Below are 17,229 nucleotides of genomic sequence, written 5' to 3'. Positions count from 1 at the left end.
GCGGGCGGTGAGCGGTGAGCGGCGGGCACCTGCCGGTCCGCGGGACTAGGGCCGCTGGCCCACGGAGGCCGTTCGCCGACCCCGGCTACGGGCTCCCGGCTCCCGGCTCCCGGCTCCCGGCTCCCGGCTCCCGGCTCCCGGCTCCCGGCTCCCGGCTCCCGGCTCCCGGCTCCCGGCTCCCGGCTCCCGGCTCCCGGCTCCCGGCTCCCGGCTCCCGGCTCCCGGCTCCCGGCTCCCGGCTACGGGCTACGGGCTACGGGATGTTGCCGCAAGGCCGCGCCACAAGTCGCCGTACTCACCGCACTCGTCGGCCTCACCGTACTCGCCGCACACCGTCACGCTGAACGCATCACAGCCCGTCCCGCAAGATGCCCCCCGCCCGACGGACGCACCGAGTTACAGCAACCCGCCCCCAACCGCCAACACCCCGCAACTGCGCGCCCCGTACACACCACCGGGCGCCCGAGCACCCAGGTCACCCCTCGCCTCAACGCCCCCGCTCAACAGAACCCCGGCACCCCGGCACCCCGGCACCCCGGCACCCCGGCTCCCCGGGCGACACTCACGCCCCCGCGCCCGGGACCACCACACCACCCGCCAACTCCAGCCCGGGAAGCTCCACTTCACCGCTCCCGAACAGCCCGCTCCCTCAACTCGATCTTCCGTACCTTCCCCGACACCGTCATCGGGAAAGCATCCATGACCTGAAGCAGACTCGGAATCTTGTAGTGCGCCAACCTCCCCTCGCAGAACCCCCGCACCTCCTCCAGCGTCAACGGCTCCCCCGGATCCCGCAGGATCACGCACGCCAGCACCTCCTCCCCGTAGCGCTCGTGCGGCACCCCCACCACCTGGACGTCCGCGATCTTCGGGTGGGTGTAGAGGAACTCCTCGATCTCGCGCGGGTAGATGTTCTCGCCGCCCCGGATGATCATGTCCTTGATGCGGCCGACGATCTCGACGTAGCCGTCCTCGCGCATCATCGCCAAGTCACCCGTGTGCATCCAGCGGCCCGCGTCGATCGACTCGGCGGTCTTCTCCGGCTCGTTCCAGTAGCCGAGCATCACGCTGTAGCCGCGGGTGCACAACTCGCCCGCCGTGCCGCGGGGTTGGGTCACCCCCGTCGCCGGGTCGACGACCTTGACCTCCAGGTGCGGGAGGACGCGGCCCACCGTGCCGGTGCGGTGTTCGAGGTCGTCGTCCATCCTCGTCTGGAGCGAGACCGGAGACGTCTCCGTCATGCCGTAGCAGATGGACACCTCCGCCATGTGCATCTCCGCGACCACCCGTTTCATCACCTCGACCGGGCACGGCGAGCCCGCCATGATGCCGGTGCGGAGTGAGGCGAGGTCGTAGGACGTGAAGTCGGGGAGGTTCAACTCCGCGATGAACATGGTGGGGACGCCGTACAGGGACGTGCAGCGCTCCTGCTGGACCGCCCTCAGCGTCGCCGCCGGGTCGAAGGACGGGGCCGGGATCACAATGCACGCGCCGTGCGAGGTGGCCGCGAGGTTGCCCATGACCATGCCGAAGCAGTGGTAGAAGGGCACCGGGATACAGACCCGGTCCTGCTCGGTGTACGCGATCAACTCGCCGACGAAATAACCGTTGTTGAGGATGTTGTGGTGGGAGAGGGTGGCTCCCTTGGGGAAGCCCGTCGTGCCCGAGGTGTACTGGATGTTGATGGCGTCGTCGCAGGACAACTCGGCCTCGCGGGAACGGAGTTCCTCCGCACGGTCCGCCACACCCCTGGCGACCAGCGCCTCCCAGCTCGGGTCGCCGATGTACACCGCCTCCCGCAACTCCGGGCACTTGGGCCGGACTTGTTCGACCATCGCCCGGTAGTCGCTGCCCTTGTGCCCGGCCGAGGCGAACAGGACCGAGATCCCCGCCTGGTTGAGGACGAACTCGACCTCGTGGGTGCGGTACGCCGGGTTGATGTTCACCATGATCGCGCCGATACGGGCGGTGGCGTACTGGACGAGCACCCACTCGGGGCAGTTGATCGCCCAGATGCCCACCCGGTCGCCCTTCGCCACCCCGCTCGCGAGCAGCGCATACGCCAACTGCTCGATGTCCGCGGCGAATTGGCCGTAAGTCCAGCGCCGCCCGGACGGAACGTCGACGAGCGCCTCGCGGTCGGGCCACGCGGCGACCGCCCGGTCGAGGTTGGCCCCGATGGTGTCACCGAGGAGTGAAGTCCCGCTGGTTCCATGGCTGTACGAGTTCATCGGCGAGTCCGTTGGCGCGTTCATCGGAAGTCCTCCTCGCGGTACTCGGCCGCCGACCCCGCGGCCGTCGCCTCCCGCAGTTCGATCCGGCGGATCTTGCCGGAGACGGTCTTGGGCAGGTCGGCGAACTCCAGCCGCCGGATGCGCTTGTACGGGGCGAGGACGTCGCGCGAGTGCTCGAACAGCACCTTCGCGGTGTCGGGCCCCGGCTCCCAGCCCGCCGCGAGCACGACGTACGCCTTCGGTACGGCCAGACGCAGCTCGTCCGGCGCAGGCACCACGGCGGCCTCGGCCACCGCCTCGTGCTCCAGCAGCGCGCTCTCCAGCTCGAACGGGGAGATCTTGTAGTCGGAGGCCTTGAAGACGTCGTCGGACCGGCCGACGTAGGTGATGTAGCCGTCCTCGTCGCGGGAACCGATGTCGCCGGTGCGGTAGTAGCCGCCGGCCATCGCCTCCGCCGTACGGTCCGGGTCGCCGTGGTAGCCGGTCATCAGGCCGACCGGCGGGTCGGACAGGTCGAGCGCGATCTCGCCCTCGGCCGCGCCCGGCGCACCCGACACGGGATCCAGCAACTCGACCCGGTAACCCGGACTCGGCCGCCCCATCGAGCCCGTCTTCAGCGGCTGACCGGGACTGTTCGACACCTGCACGGCCGTCTCCGTCTGGCCGAAGCCGTCCCGGATCGTGACGCCCCAGGCCCGCCGGACCTGCTCGATCACCTCGGGATTCAGGGGCTCCCCCGCCGCCAGCGCCTCGCGGGGCGGGGTGCGCAGCTGGGTCAGGTCGGCCTGGATGAGCATCCGCCACACCGTCGGCGGAGCGCAGAAGGTGGTGACCCCCGCGCGGTCCATCTCGGCCATCAGCCGGGCCGCGTCGAAGCGCGTGTAGTTGTGGATGAAGACGGTCGCCTCCGCGTTCCAGGGCGCGAAGAGGTTCGACCAGGCGTGCTTGGCCCAGCCGGGCGAGGAGATGTTGAGGTGCACGTCGCCGGGGCGCAGACCGATCCAGTACATCGTCGCCAAGTGCCCGATCGGGTACGACGTGTGGGTGTGCTCGACCAGCTTGGGGTGGGCGGTCGTGCCCGAGGTGAAGTACAGCATCAGCGGGTCGTCGGCCAGGGTCGGGCCGTCCGCCGTGAACTGTGCGGAAGCGGTGTACGCGTCCTCGTACGTCCGCCAGCCCTCGACCGCGCCGCCGACCGCGATGCGCGTGTACGTCCCGGGCACCTCGTCGAACTTGCCGACGTCCCCGGAGCGCACGATCACCTGCCGGACCCGGCCCCGTTCGACGCGGTCGCGCAGGTCGCCGGGCCCAGCAGCGGGGTGGCCGGGATGACGACGGCGCCGAGCTTCATCGCGGCCAGCGCCGTCTCCCACAGCTCGGTCTGGTTGCCGAGCATGACGAGGATCCGGTCCTCGGCGCGGACGCCCTGGGCACGCAGCCAGTTGGCGACCCGGTCGGAGCGCTCGGACATCTCCGCGAAGGACAGGGCGGCCTCGGTGCCGTCCTCCTCGACGATGTGCAGCGCGGTGCGGTCGTTGCCGGCCGCGATGACGTCGAACCAGTCGAGCGCCCAGTTGAAGTGCTCGGGCCTGGGCCAGGAGAAACCCTCGTAGGCCGTGGCATAGTCCGTACGGTGCGCCAGCAGAAAATCCCGCGCGCTACGGAACGACTCACTCGCCGTCGTCATCTGTCCTCCTAGGTACCGGACCATTGCCGGGCGGCTCTCTGACATCGTGTAATCCGTGATGTGGGTCTCACTACCCCCGTACGGGGGTGTGTGCAGCAGGGCGGCCGCAATGAAGGGGCAAGCGGGTGGCGACGGACGCGGCAGGGATGGTGGAGATTCAGTCGGCGCTGGTACGGCTCCGGCGCGGTACGGGGCTGCCCGTCGCCTTCGGCGGCCTGGTGGAGACCGGCCGTAGGCAGATGCGCATCAGCGAACTCAGCGGCACGGCGACCCCCGCCCTGCGCGCCCTCGCGGTCACCTCGGGCAGCGGCCTCGGCGGCAAGGCGGTCGCCCTCGCCCGCCCGTACGCGGTCGCCGACTACTCGTCCTCCCACCAGATCAGCCACGAGTACGACACCGCGGTCGCCACGGAGGGCCTGCACGCGATGCTCGCGGTCCCCGTCGTCGTACGCCGCCGGGTCCGCGGTGTCCTCTACGGCGCGCTGCGCACCGCCCAGCCGCTCGGCGACCGGATGCTGAGCGCGGCGATGGAGGCCGCCCGGGACGTCGAACAGGCGCTGGTCGTACGGGAGGAGGTGCGGGAGCTGCTGAGCGCGGCGCGCCCGGCACCGGCCCCCGACCCGGCGGCGAGCCCGGCGTGGGAGCAGGTGCGGGAGGCGCACGCGGCGCTGCGGGCGCTGGCCCCGCGCATCCCGGACCCGGCGCTGCGGGCCGAACTCCTGGACGCCTGCGGCCTGTTGACGGCGGAGGCCGCCGTCGGGGACGTAGAACTGGCGCCGAGGGAGCTGGACGTCCTGGCCTGTGTGGCGGCCGGGGCGACGAACGCGGTGGCGGCGGAGCGGCTCGGGCTGCGGCCGGAGACGGTCAAGGGGTATCTGCGCTCGGCGATGCGCAGGCTCGGGGCGCACACCCGCGGGGAGGCCGTGGTGGCGGCGCGGCGGGCGGGGGTGCTGCCGTGAGAGGGGCGGACGTAGCCCTGTCGGTGGCCCCTGAGGGGCTCCCGCGACGACCGGCTATTCATTCATCGGAGCTTTGAATTTCCTCATGCCGCACGGTTGTTATTTCCCTCACGACCCCATCCATCCGAATTTCAAGGACTGATTGCCTAATATTGGCCCGGACACGACACACGAGGGGAGCGGTGACCGTGCGACGGGACTTCAAGGAGCCTGCCAGAACGCGCCCCGACCTGGTCATCGGCCGGGAGGAGATGTTCTCCGCCGCCCGTGACCAGCTCGCCGAGGGTGGCAGTGTGCTGCTCCACGGCCCCGCCGGAATTGGAAAGTCGACCCTCCTGCGGGCGTTGGCCGCGGAATACGGCGAGACGGCGCGGACCGTGTTGCGCTGCTCGGCCACGGAGTCCGAATCCCATCTCCCCTTCCTGGCCCTCGCCGACCTCCTCGGTCTGGTCCTGGACGAGGTGTCCGAGCGACTCCCCGCCGCCCAGCGCACCGCCCTGGAATCCGCGCTCACCGGCCGCGGCGAGTCCTCCCTCCAGCGCGACGGACTCGCCCTGCGCCTGGCCGTCCTGTCCGCGCTGCGCGCCCTCGCGGCCGACGGTCCCGTGCTCGTCGTGGCGGACGATCTGCAGTGGCTGGACCCGGCCAGCGCCGAGCTGCTCGGGTTCGCCGCGCGGCGGCTCGGGGACACCCAGGTGCAGATGGTGTTCGCGGTGCGGACCGAGGGTCAGGAGTACGACCGGTATCTGAGCGCCTCGCCGCCGGACACCCTCGCGTTCCGGCTCAGTCCGCTGTCGCGGGCGCAGGTGTCGGCGCTGCTCGACCATCGCGGGTACACCGGGCTGCCGCGTTCCACGGTGCGCGAGATCCACCGTACAAGTGGCGGAAACCCGTTGTTCGCGCTGGAGTTGGGGCGCGCGCTGGCCGAGAACCCGACCCCGCCGAGACCGGGCGAGCCGCTGCCCGTGCCGACGTCACTACGCGCGTTGGTGCTGAGCCGGCTCGACATGCTGCCCGCCGAGGCGCGCCGCACGCTGCTGGTCGCGAGCGCGGGCGCCCGTCCCACGGTGGCCCTGCTGCAGACCGCGGGCCGGGAGAACGCGGAGGCGGAGACCGCCCAGGCGGCCGAACTCGGCCTGCTGGCAACGGAACCCGAGGGTCCCGCCGTACGGTTCGCGCATCCGCTGATCTCGGCCGCGCTGTACGCGGAGGCACCCGCGCAGGAGCGGCGGGCCGCGCACGCGGCGCTGTCGACGGCGGCCTCCGACCCCATCGAGCGCGCCCGGCATCTCGCCCTCGCGACCACCGGCACCGACCCCGAGGTCGCCGCCCGGCTCGCCGAGGCCGCGACCCTGGCCCGCGACCGCGGGGCGCCCTCGGTCGCCGCGTCGCTCGGTCTGCTCGCCGCCCGGCACACCCCGGGCGACAGCGTGCCGGGCCCGGACGAGCGCCGGTTGCAGGCCTCGGAGGACGCGATCACCGCGGGCGAGCTGGACCTCGCCCGGGACATCGCGCGCGAGGTGCTGACCCGGACGTCGGTGGCCGCCGAGCGGGTGCGGGCCTGGATCATCGTGATCGACACCGCCGGGCACTCGATGGCGGACGTCGACGCCGTCTTCCCGCAGGCCCTCGCCGACGCGGGCGACGACCCCCGGCTGCTCGCCCTGGTGCGCTACCAACTGGCCTGGCGCGCCTTGCTGGTTGAAGGCGACTTCGCCGAGGCCCGCGCCGAGACCGCGCGTTCCGCCGAGCTGGCCGCCCGTGCCGGTGACCGGCGCACCGAACTCCTCGCGCTCTCCTTCCAGGCGCAGACCGAGACCCTGATGGGTCATCCGGACGCCCCGCTCACCATCAAGCGCGCGCTGAAGGAGCCTCAGGATCCGAGGGTGGCGTGCCATCACAACGGCGCGGGCTCGGCCCGGTTCCGCTGGCTGGTGATGAGCGATCAGCTGCCCGAGGCCCGCGCGACCATCACCGCGCTGCTGCGCGAGGTGCGACGGCGCGGGTCGGTGGAGAGCGAGGTGCACTTCCTGCGCGGCTTCGCGGAGACCGAACTGCGCTCCGGGCACTGCGGCCGCGCCCTCGACCTGGCCCGGGAGGGCCTGCGGCTGGCCCGCGACTCCGGGATCGGCCAGACGGCGTCCGCGATGCTGACCGCGCTCGCCGAGGCCTCCGGCGGTGACGTCGAGGAGGCGCTGGCGCTGGCCCGGGAGGCGGTCGAGCACGCCGAGGAGGACGGCGACCAGATGTATCTCTCCCGTGCCCTCGGGGCCCTGGGATACGCCCAGTTGGTCGCCGGGGACGCCCACGGGACCGTCCGCTCGCTGCGCCGCGTCCGCAAACTGGAGCAGGCCCTCGGGGTGACCGACCCGGCCCGCGGCCGCTGGCACGGCGACCTCGCCGAGGCCCTCGTCCGCGTCGGCGAGACCGCCGAGGCGCAGGACGTCATCGACGTGACCCGCGAACGCGCCCTGCGCCTCGGCCGCGAGAGCGTCCTCGCCGTACTCGACCGCGCCGAGGCGCTCGTCCGCGCGGCCCGCGGCGAACACGACGAGGCCGTGGCGCAACTGACGTCCGTCCAGGACCGTCTCGCCAAACTGGGCTACGGCCTGGAGGAGGCGCGCGCCGCCTTCGCGCTGGCGTCGCTGCGCACCGGACAGCCCGGGCCGACGTCGTACGACGAGGCGACCCGGCTGTTCCGGCGCTGCCGGGCGCTGCCCTGGCTGCGCCAGGTGGACGAGGCGGCCGTCACCAGGGCACCGGAGCCTGCGCCCGTGCCCACACCCGCGCCGACCCTCGAAGGGCTCGACGGGCTGGCCTCGATGGAGCGTCAGGTCGCCGCGCTCGTCATGGAGGGCGCCACCAACCGGGAGATCGCCGCCCGCCTGTTCATCAGCGTCAAGACGGTCGAGGCGACCCTGACCCGGGTCTACCGCAAGCTGGGGATCCGCTCGCGGGTGGATATCGTCCGACTGGCGGCGGGGCGCCGTCCGAACTGAGGAACCTACGGGTTTACTGTGCGGCGACCGAGGGTTTTCCCTGCCCAACTCCCCTAGGGGGTTCCCTCATTGGGAGCAGGGTGTTCCGGGTTCTAGCTTATGGGTGTGCCGCTCGCCCGGGCATACGGGGGTCGGTCCCGCGACCCCCGTTGCACCCCCCACACCCGCGCGACCCCCACCGGCAACCCAATGAGGAGACTCATGTTCGGGCTCAACCGCGCCAAGAGAACCACCGCAGTCGTCGCAGCAGCCGCCGCTGCCGCAGCGACCGCACTGCTCAGCGCCCCCACCGCTGTGGCAGCCCCCCAGCCCATCGTCGGCGGTTCCACGACCACGACGACGACGTACCCGTTCGTCATGCAGATCACGGACGCCTCGCAGAACCAGTTCTGCGGCGGCACGCTCGTCTCCGCGACCAAGGTGGTCACCGCCGCCCACTGTATGGTCGGCGAGACCACCAGCAGCGTCCGCGTGGTCGGCGGCCGCACGTACCTCAACGGTACGAACGGCACCGTCAGCAAGGTCAGCAAGATCTGGATCAACCCCAGCTACACGGACGCCACCAACGGCAATGACGTGGCCGTGCTGACCCTGTCGACGTCGATGCCGTACACCACGGCGAAGTACGTCGCCTCCACGGACACCTCCGTGTACGCGGCCGGCACCACCGCCCGCATCCTCGGCTGGGGCACCACCTCGGAGAACGGCAGCTCCTCCAACCAGCTGCGGACCGCGACCGTCCCGATCGTGTCCGACTCCAGCTGCAAGAGCTCCTACGGTTCGGACTTCATCGCGACCGACATGGTTTGCGCCGGATACACATCCGGCGGCGTAGACACCTGCCAGGGCGACAGCGGCGGTCCCCTGCTCATCGGGGGCGTCCTGGCAGGGATCACTTCTTGGGGCGAGGGCTGTGCCGAGGCCGGTTACCCGGGGGTCTACTCCCGGCTGACCAAGTTCTCCAGCCTGGTGACCACACAGGTCAACTCGTGACCCGGAAGAACTCCTGAGCATCCCTCAGGGAAATACCAGGGTGCGTTGCGGGCTTCCACGAGCAGCCCGCAACGCACCCTATCCATGTGCGCGCCCGGTCCCGGTCCTAGAGAGGACTCGCATCCGCCTGTTTCAATGAGCGCCGGATGGGAGTGATCGCATGGTGTCCACGGACCGTTTCCTCGCCTTCGCCGCGATGTCGTTGCTGGTGATCGTGATCCCGGGCCCGAGTGTCCTGTTCGTCATCGGCCGCGCCCTCGCCCACGGCCGCCGCACGGCGGTGGCGACGGCGCTCGGCAACGTCTTCGGCTCGTATCTCCTCGTGACGGCGGTGGCGTTCGGCATAGGCGCACTGGTGGAGCGGTCGGTCACGATCTACTTGACGGTGAAACTGGCGGGCGCGGCCTACTTGGTCTACCTGGGCGTCCAGGCCTTCCGCCACCGCAAGGACCTGAAGGCGTCCGCGATACGAACAGACTCCAGGACGGAGCCCCGAGGCGACCTCCGCACAGTCCTGGACGGCGCCCTGGTCGGCGTCACCAACCCCAAGGGCGTGGTGTTCTTCGCCGCCGTACTCCCCCAGTTCGTCAACCACTCCGCGGGCCATGTCCCGCTCCAGATGCTCATGCTCGGCCTGATCCCCATCTCCATCGGCCTGGTCACGGACACCCTCTGGGGCCTGACCGCCTCGGCGGCCCGCACGTGGTTCGCGGGCTCCGACCGCCGCCTCTCCCTGATCGGCGGCGCGGGCGGCTTCACGATGATCGGCCTGGGCGTGACGGTCGCGGTGACGGGCCGGGCGGACTGAAACGGTCGGCGGTACGCGGTCTCTACGGCTGTACGACCGTCCCGAACCGGATGTCGTACGACGTCCCCTTGTGCAGCGTGTCGAGCATCCGCGCCCCCTCGGCGACGACTTCGCCCCGCTGAGTCCTGGTCAGCTTGCCGAACGGCTCGATGACGAGGTGGCCGTCGCCGCCGTCGAGCTTCCACACCCCGGCGAGGAACCCGTCGACGAGGAACGTGCGATGGGCGACGTTGCCCCACCAGGCGCGGCCCCAGTACTCGGGCGGTACGACGCGTGTGCGGTCGGCGTGGGAGAGCAGCAGGTTGTCGAACTCCGGCAGGAAACGCGGCGGGGCCGGGGTGTCCGCGTCGGGCCGGGGCGCGTCCGGGAGGTCGAAGAGTTCGACGCCGTTCTGGTCGTGGAAGACGACGAGATGCGGCCGGAGCCGCTCGAAGGCCTCGCGGAGCCGGGTCAGGCCGGCCCAGGTCTGCATGTCCTTGACGGAGGCGGGCCCGAAGGCGGCGAGGTAGCGGAGGACGGTCGCGTCGGGGGTGGGCGCGGGTTCGGCGGGCCGGCCGAGCCAGTGCTCGGCGGTGGTGAGCGCGACCTGGCCACTCCGTCCCCACAGCCCGCGCGGGGTGACCTGGACGAGCGGCAGCTTGCAGCGGGCGGCGATCCCGAGGGCCTGCGGATCGGCGTCGGGCCATTCGACGAGGAGGGCCTCGCGCAACTCCTTCATGGTGCGCGGCTCGACTTCGACGAGCTCGCGGGCGCGCACGGCGAGCCGGTCCAGGTCGACTCCGACGAGACCCTTGCGGAAATTGCCGAGTTCGCGGTCACGGGCGGCCTGCACGAGCGGGCGGAGGGTGAGGCAGTCGGCGGCGGTGTGGGTGTGGATGGTGGAACGCATGGTGACGATCCGGACGACCTCGCGCTCGGCCATCAGCCCGGACAGTTCCTCGGGCACGAATCCGTCGAGGCGGGCGGCGAGGGCGTAGTACGGCGGTTTGACGTTCTGGGCCTGGAGGCCGAGGAGATGTTCGACGGCGGCGTGGGCGGAGAGGGGGGAGCGGTGGAGGAGGAGTTGGCGGTGGAGGGTGGCGCGGTTGAGGGAGCGGGGGTCGAGTACGGGGTGCTTCGTCATGGTCGCCGCCTTCGTCGCTCTGCTCGGCCTGGTTGACCCGGTTGACCCGGTTGACCCGGTTGACCCGGTCGGCCTGCTCGCCCTGGTGTCCTTCATCGCCTTGGTCGTCGTCACACTCCGCACGCTAACGATGATTGCGGACACCCTCTGTCCGCAACTCTCACCGAATCCCGGACCTCGATCCCACACCCAGGTCGTTTGCCCCGTATATCCTGCTCGTGCTCCGTGATCACGCAGACGTAGGCCCGATCGAGAGGCACCGCGATGCCCCAGCGACGCGCCCGCCCCACCTCGAGGAACGACGGAAACGGCCGGAGCGCCAGGATGCCCGGCTGGCGCCGCACGCCGGCCCCGCCCCCGGAGCCGGCACCCGAGACCCCGGCGTCCACCACCGACGCGCCGCCCCCGGAACCGTCCGACGCGGGCAGCGTCGTCCAGGCCGCCCTGTACCGGGACGGCGTGCGCGTCTCGGCGCCGGACACTCTCGCCGACACGTTCCGCGAACTGCGCGAACAGCCGTCCGGCATGGCGTGGATCGGCCTCGCCCGCCCGACCGAGCGTGAACTCCTTTCCCTGGCAGCCGAGTTCGACCTCCACCCGCTGGCGGTCGAGGACGCGATGGAGGCACACCAGCGGCCGAAACTGGAGCGTTACGGCGAGACGCTGTTCGTGGTCCTGAGCGCGGCCCGCTACTTGGACACGACAGAGGAGGTCGACTTCGGCGAGCTGCACGTCTTCGTGGGCCCGGACTTCGTGATCACGGTCCGGCACGGCGCGGCCCCCGACCTCTCCGCGGTCCGCCAACGCATGGAGGAATCCCCGGAGTTGCTGAAACTCGGCCCCGAGGCGGTGCTGTACGCCATCCTCGACGCGGTCGTCGACGGCTACGCGCCGGTGGTCGCCGGCGTCCAGACCGACATCGACGAGATCGAGACGGAGGTCTTCCGCAGCGAACCGCAGGTCTCCCGGCGCATCTACGAACTCTCCCGCGAAATGGTCGAGTTCCAGCGCGCCACCCGCCCCCTGGTCGGCATGCTGCACAGCCTGATGGCGGGCTTCGCGAAGTACGGCACGGACGAGGAACTCCAGCGCTACCTCCGCGACGTGGCCGACCATGTCACCCACACCAGCGAACGCGTCGACGGCTTCCGCCAGGCCCTCACGGACATCCTCACGGTGAACGCGACCCTGGTAACCCAGCAACAGAACGCGGAGATGCGGGCGTTGGCGGAGGCGGGGTTCGAGCAGAACGAGGAGATCAAGAAGATCTCGTCGTGGGCGGCGATTTTGTTCGCGCCGACGTTGGTGGGGACGATCTACGGGATGAACTTCGATCGGATGCCGGAGTTGCACTGGGTGCTCGGGTATCCGTTCGCCATCGTCCTGATGGCGGTCGTATGCACCAGTTTGTACGTCATCTTTAAGCGGAAAGACTGGCTCTGAGTAATCGCCTCGGAAGGCGCTCCTGAGAGTGGGCAGGGCCCGGATCGCAGGCTCCGACAACTCCCTCCAGGCCGCTGGGGAGAATCTGGGGAGAATGAGCCACGCTCCGATGCAGGCGGTGTCCTGTGATCGCGGGCGTTGACCTGCGGAAGCCTCGCCGTTGAAGCGCAGGCCGGGAGCGCTGATCGGCACGGAGAGTAGCCAACTCCCCCGTGCGGAACGCCGAAACGGGTGGAGCGGACGGCTACGCGGCCAGTGCAGGCTGGCCGAGCAGAGCGTCGATGGCGCCGCGCCCCTTGTCACCGGCCTCTGGCATGAAGTGGGCGTAGTAGTCCAGGGTGATGGTCGGGCTCGAACCGGCCGAGACTGAGTCGTCTGCCCGACTACCCTCGCCACCACGGCCCGTCCGGCACCCGGCCGATCGTCGCCGCACCGGTGGCGGAGGCGAGCGTCGGCACGTCTGACGGCGGTATGCCGCCAACTGACCGACGAGGCCCAGCAATGGTGGCAGGCGCTGGTCGCCAACGACGAGGGGACAGTCTGCGAGGCGGTGAACACGGCCTTTTCCGACAACCCGGCCGCGGGCCGCGCCGTCGGCGTGGACGGATCGGTGCCGTCGGTGGTGATGCGTCAGCAGGACCTCGACTCAATGCCCACCCAGACAACCGGAGGGTTTCGCCACCGCGCCCGGCATCACGGCCATCGACCTCGCCGTACTGACTCGCCTGCCGGACACGCAGCGCCTCGGATTCGTGGCGTACGGCCGTTGGACACGGCAGGCGATCGAAGGCACGCCCTGGCGGAACGCCGAGGACGGCACCAGCGCCCGGGCCGCGCCGTCCGCGTCCGTGACGCGCCAACTGCGTACGAGCTCGACCCCCGCTCGCTCGTCGAGCGGTTCGAGGGGGATGGCCACCACGCCGTCCATGGCCGGCTCCGGCAGGCCGTTGCGGTTGGTGACCACGACCAGACCGGTAGCCGGGGCGGACTTCGGCTGCCTGACGGGCGTTGTCGACGGCGAGAGTGTCGCCTCCGGCGGTGACAGTGCGGAAAAGCGCGGTTCGCTCGCGCAGGTCCGCCTGCCCTCTTCCAAGTCGGCGCAGAGGTGACCGCCGGGATAGGACGGCTCAAGCGCCCTGGCGACCCTGTCCGTGCAGGTCAAGGTTTCGGCACGGACACATCAGCGCAGGGCGACAGGCCAGGATCTCGGCACGAGCCAGGACGCGCTCACCACCTCACGACCGCTCAGGTACCCCGGCGGGCTCGCTCGACGATCTCGTCCTCCGTGAGCGGCACATCGTGGTGACTGAGGCAGATCGGCACCTCGATCTTGCTGAATCCGGTCCCCTCGCTCGCGGCGTTGAACATGCCGGCCTTGAGACCGGCGAGGTTGTCGAGGACCGCGTTCCGCGCCCGGGCCATGGTCTGGGCGGCCTCGATGTGCGCGGGTTGGGTGAGTCGGCCGATGAACTGGTTCACCGTGTTGCCCAGCGCCTGGTTGTGGATCCCCCTGGGGAGCTGTGAGGCGAGGACTATCCCGAGTCCGTACTTGCGTATCTGGCGGATGAGTTCGACCGTGCTCTCCGTACTCGGATTCGATGCGCCGGAGGGCACGAAGTTCTGCGCCTCGTCCATCACCAGCAGCCCGCCCAGGGCACGGTCGCCGACCGGGTGTGCCCTGAACCATGAGAACAAGGTCGCCTGGAGGCGGCTGACGAATTGGGCCGGTCCGTCGCCGGACAGACCGATGAAGCTGATCACCGAGATACGGGCGGTCTTCCCCGGAGACGGGATCAGGAGCATGCCGGGATCGGCGGGTGCGCCGGACTCCCCGAACAGCGGGTCGGTCTCCATCGCGGCTTCCAGCGTGTCCGCCATCTGAACCGCGAAGCGACTGGTCCTGCTGTTCACGATGTCGCTCGGAGGCTCGGCGAGCAGCTCGACGAAGCCGGCCAGGGTCTTGCCGCCGTCGCGTGCGTACCGTTCGAGAGCACGTTTGAGGACCCCCAGCTGCTGGGTCGCGCGAGCACTGCTGCCGCGTACACCGGCATGTGGCGCGAGTGAGGTCACGGTCGACCTGACCAGACGGGGGAAGTCGTCCTCGTCGTCAAGGACGGGACCGAAGTCGGGAAGCGGGTAGAAGGAGATCGGACGTCCCCGGTTCAGTCCCGGTGTCCACACCACCACTTCGACATCCGCGAAATAGCGTCGGGCCTCGCGCCCATGGTCGTCCGTCCAACCCTTCGGTGGGCGCGGCCAGGGGTCGCCGAGCCGTGCGAGGTCGTCGTTCGGATCCAGCACGATCACCGAGACGCCACGCAGAGCGCACTGCTCCACAAGTCGCTTGATCAGGACCGTCTTGCCCGATCCCGCCGCGCCCACCACCGCGGTGTGCATCCGGAGTCGTTCCATGGGTATCGCGAACGAACGGCCGCCCCGGACCGTGGTTCCGACGTCGATTTCGGTACGAGCGGGCTCGGCGGCGTCCTCCGGTGTGCCCGCCGCATCCACCGCCACCCCGGAGCCGACTTCCGTGGTGGCGATGCCGAGATGCTGCCGTAAGTCTCCCAGCACCGGCGCGAAGACCTCGATGCGGGAAGCGGGGCGATCCTGCCGCAGCCATTCGTCCAGGCCTGACGTATGGCCGTCGAGCATGGCCCGGAGGGCGGCCAGGGTCCGGAGGTCGGCGGCGCCGATCGGCAACGACACGCCGCCGCGCGCCTCGAAGTCGTCCTTGATGCCCTTGGTCTTGGGGCCGCTCGGGTACGGCATGTTCCGCAGCAGGATCAGCCGGCGGCTCGCCAGGTCCGCCGTCAGGCCGGCCTCCACAGCGGCGTTACGGATCCGGTTCTGGGCGGCGATGGCGTTGTTCGCGGCGATCGCCCGGAAGGACCAGTGGAATTCGTTCTCGCTGGCCTCGTCCACGACATAGCGCAACCGGGCGTGCAACGCCGCCTTGCGGCCGAAGTCGGTCTCGATGGTGAACCGCGTCTCGTCCACGCCCAGTTCCCTGACCAGACTCCGCAGCCCCGCGCCCAGCAGAGCGGGCATCAACCCGTCCTCGGTCGTGGGGTCGAGCGGCCCGAGGTCGTCCGCCTCGGCACGGAGCTTGTCGAAGGACTCCGCCAGGGTGCTCAGGTTGACGGCCCTCGCCGGTGCGGGCGGTGCGGCTGCCGTGGACTCTCCGCCTGCCAGGGAGATCAGTTCGGCCACCGTGCCGGTCTGCAGACACGCCTCGATGTGCTTCTGGACCCGGACGAGTAGCCGCCGTGCGGTGTAACGGTGTGGGGCTTCGGCCAGCGCCGCCGAGGTGACCGGCCAGGTGGGATACCGCGGAGTGAACCCCACCGACTCGTAGTAGGCCCGAAAGCGGCTGCTGACGATGGCGGCGGCGGTGGCCTCGTCGGGAATCGCGCCGAGCGTCGGCAGAACCTCGAACCGGTCCAGGGCGGACCGGACTGCCGCCCGGGAAATCTGCTCCCAGGTGTCCTCGTGGCACGCCACGACCATCAGGGTCCGGCGGGCTTCCTCCCGCAGTTCCATCAGGCCGGTGGCGATCTCACTGCTCAGCCGCCTGGCGGCCCGGCCCTCGCCGGAAGGGGCCGACGTCAGCGACGACGTCTCTGCGGCGGACACCAGGGTGTCGAGCTGGTCGAAGGCGAACACCAGCGGTCCGACCAGGGCGAACAGGCGCGTCAGATCGCGGAGGACGAGTTGAGCCGGTGGCCCGCCCGGCGACATCCCCCAGGCGGCGCGCTTGTCCCCGTCGTCGTTGAGCGCGAAGTAGGCCCTGCCGATCTCCACGGATTCGCCGGTGGAGGCTACGAGCGCCAGCGCGCGGGCGGTGTCCGCGGCCTCGTTGCCCACCTGCCGGTCGATGGTCCGGATCCCCCGAACGAACGCATCGACATGGGCGCGCGTCAGCTCACGCTGGCCGGTGACGGCGGCATGGGTATCCGTGTCGAGGCGAGCCTGGCGCGAAAGCTCGTCGAGCAGGCGAATCAGTTGTTCCTGGCCGCCCTCGTCCTCCCGGTAGAGACTGTCGACGAGACTACCGACGGCGCTCTCCCAGAAGTTCCGGCCGGTGACGAGCTTGACGTAGAAGAAGGAGCCGCCGCGCTCCTGGATCTCGTGGCGGGTCCAGCCGAGCAGATGCGTCTTGCCCGAGCCGCTCTCGCCACGCACCACGGTCGCGACCGGCGAGTGGGCGCGCTCGACGGCGCTCATCGCCCTCCCCAGCCGCCGGAACACCTCAGGATGAAGGCCGTCGACGTGGTAAGAGGTCACCGGTGTCCAGATCTCATCCTGGGTCAGCGCAGTGTTGATGTACAGCGTCTCCAGGGCGGCGAGTTCCCCCTTCACGCCGGTCCGATCCGCAGCAGGTGGCGGGGTTCGCCGCCGATGTCGACGGCGGCTCTGCGGTCCTCGTCGCTGAGCGTGCGCTGGTTGAGCTCGCCCATCAGCTGTACGTCGGGCTGCTCGATCATCCGGTCGAGTTCGGCGTCGACGGCCCCTCGCGGCAGATTCTCGAGCCATGGGCGCAGCGCCGACAGTCTGACCCAGCTGCCCGGTTTCCTGCGGACGGTGAGTTCCGTGTAGACCGCGCGGATCCAGTCCTCGACGTCGGGCTGGAAGAACTCGCCGAACTTGGTGCCGGAGCGGGCCAGGTACTGTCCGATGTTGTCCAGCACCACGTAGAGCACCCCGGCCGGAAACTTCGCTCCGTCCGGGCGTCCGGCCACCAGAGCGGACTCGCACCAGGTCCGGCCCGCGGACGTGAGCTGGTGCGTGTTGACCGCACCGTGCTTCCTGGTCACGATCCGCTCGGAATCCTGGTTCACTCGCCGTCGCACCACCGCGGTGATCTCCAGGCCGGCGAGTTCGCGTAGTTCACGGTTGGTCACCGGCCGTGCGACCACCATCAGGGCGAACAGCGATGCATGATCCCGTACAGTCAACTCCGTCGGCACAGTAGCCCTCCTC

Annotated in this window: 11 protein-coding genes and 1 pseudogene; 5 read left to right on the top strand and 7 right to left on the bottom strand. The window is 70.4% G+C overall.

Going from position 1 to position 17,229, the window contains the following annotated elements:
* Positions 1-623: 623 nt before the first annotated feature.
* From R2B38_RS33995 to R2B38_RS33990, 3 genes and pseudogenes are all read right to left on the bottom strand, one after another.
* Positions 624-2,231 (bottom strand): AMP-binding protein, encoded by a 1,608-nt coding sequence (locus R2B38_RS33995; RefSeq protein ID WP_318021864.1) that lies wholly within the window; start codon positions 2,229-2,231, stop codon positions 624-626.
* A 20-nt stretch (positions 2,232-2,251) separates the two neighbouring features.
* Complete coding sequence (locus tag R2B38_RS51380) at positions 2,252-2,680, bottom strand: AMP-binding enzyme (RefSeq protein WP_411978599.1); 429 nt, start codon at positions 2,678-2,680, stop codon at positions 2,252-2,254.
* Positions 2,681-2,770: 90 nt separating this feature from the next.
* Positions 2,771-3,921 (bottom strand): annotated as a pseudogene (locus R2B38_RS33990) (AMP-binding protein); the annotation flags it as partial.
* A 146-nt stretch (positions 3,922-4,067) separates the two neighbouring features.
* Here R2B38_RS33990 and R2B38_RS33985 point away from each other — a divergent pair.
* The 4 genes from R2B38_RS33985 (at position 4,068) to R2B38_RS33970 (ending at position 9,680) form a co-directional block, all read left to right on the top strand.
* Positions 4,068-4,880: a helix-turn-helix transcriptional regulator gene (locus R2B38_RS33985; RefSeq protein WP_033279491.1), complete on the top strand. Its 813-nt coding sequence runs from the start codon at positions 4,068-4,070 to the stop codon at positions 4,878-4,880.
* Positions 4,881-5,062: 182 nt separating this feature from the next.
* Entirely contained in the window at positions 5,063-7,879 is a 2,817-nt protein-coding gene (locus R2B38_RS33980) for an ATP-binding protein (protein WP_318019640.1), read from the top strand.
* Between the two features lie 201 nt (positions 7,880-8,080).
* A complete protein-coding gene (locus tag R2B38_RS33975; protein WP_318019639.1) occupies positions 8,081-8,872 on the top strand; it encodes a serine protease in 792 nt (263 codons plus the stop codon).
* 160 nt (positions 8,873-9,032) lie between these two features.
* Positions 9,033-9,680 (top strand): LysE family translocator, encoded by a 648-nt coding sequence (locus tag R2B38_RS33970; RefSeq protein ID WP_318019638.1) that lies wholly within the window; start codon positions 9,033-9,035, stop codon positions 9,678-9,680.
* Between the two features lie 22 nt (positions 9,681-9,702).
* On the opposite strand, the gene R2B38_RS33965 is transcribed toward R2B38_RS33970, so the two are convergent.
* Entirely contained in the window at positions 9,703-10,803 is a 1,101-nt protein-coding gene (locus R2B38_RS33965; RefSeq protein WP_318019637.1) for a winged helix DNA-binding domain-containing protein, read from the bottom strand.
* A 264-nt stretch (positions 10,804-11,067) separates the two neighbouring features.
* Between R2B38_RS33965 and R2B38_RS33960 the strand changes: the two genes are divergently transcribed.
* Positions 11,068-12,246: a magnesium and cobalt transport protein CorA gene (locus tag R2B38_RS33960; protein WP_318019636.1), complete on the top strand. Its 1,179-nt coding sequence runs from the start codon at positions 11,068-11,070 to the stop codon at positions 12,244-12,246.
* A gap of 646 nt (positions 12,247-12,892) precedes the next feature.
* On the opposite strand, the gene R2B38_RS33955 is transcribed toward R2B38_RS33960, so the two are convergent.
* The 3 genes from R2B38_RS33955 to R2B38_RS33945 form a co-directional block, all read right to left on the bottom strand.
* On the bottom strand, positions 12,893-13,210 hold the full coding sequence (locus R2B38_RS33955) for a hypothetical protein (protein ID WP_318019635.1): 318 nt from the start codon (positions 13,208-13,210) through the stop codon (positions 12,893-12,895).
* 281 nt (positions 13,211-13,491) lie between these two features.
* Positions 13,492-16,608: an ATP-binding protein gene (locus R2B38_RS33950; protein ID WP_318019634.1), complete on the bottom strand. Its 3,117-nt coding sequence runs from the start codon at positions 16,606-16,608 to the stop codon at positions 13,492-13,494.
* A complete protein-coding gene (locus R2B38_RS33945; RefSeq protein WP_318019633.1) occupies positions 16,605-17,216 on the bottom strand; it encodes a hypothetical protein in 612 nt (203 codons plus the stop codon). Before R2B38_RS33945 ends, R2B38_RS33950 begins: the two co-directional genes overlap by 4 nt.
* Positions 17,217-17,229 lie beyond the last annotated feature (13 nt).

The organism is Streptomyces sp. N50 (assembly GCF_033335955.1).
GTDB lineage: Bacteria > Actinomycetota > Actinomycetes > Streptomycetales > Streptomycetaceae > Streptomyces.
Note: the sequence above shows the minus strand (reverse complement) of the source record. Positions and strands in the feature narration are given on the sequence as shown.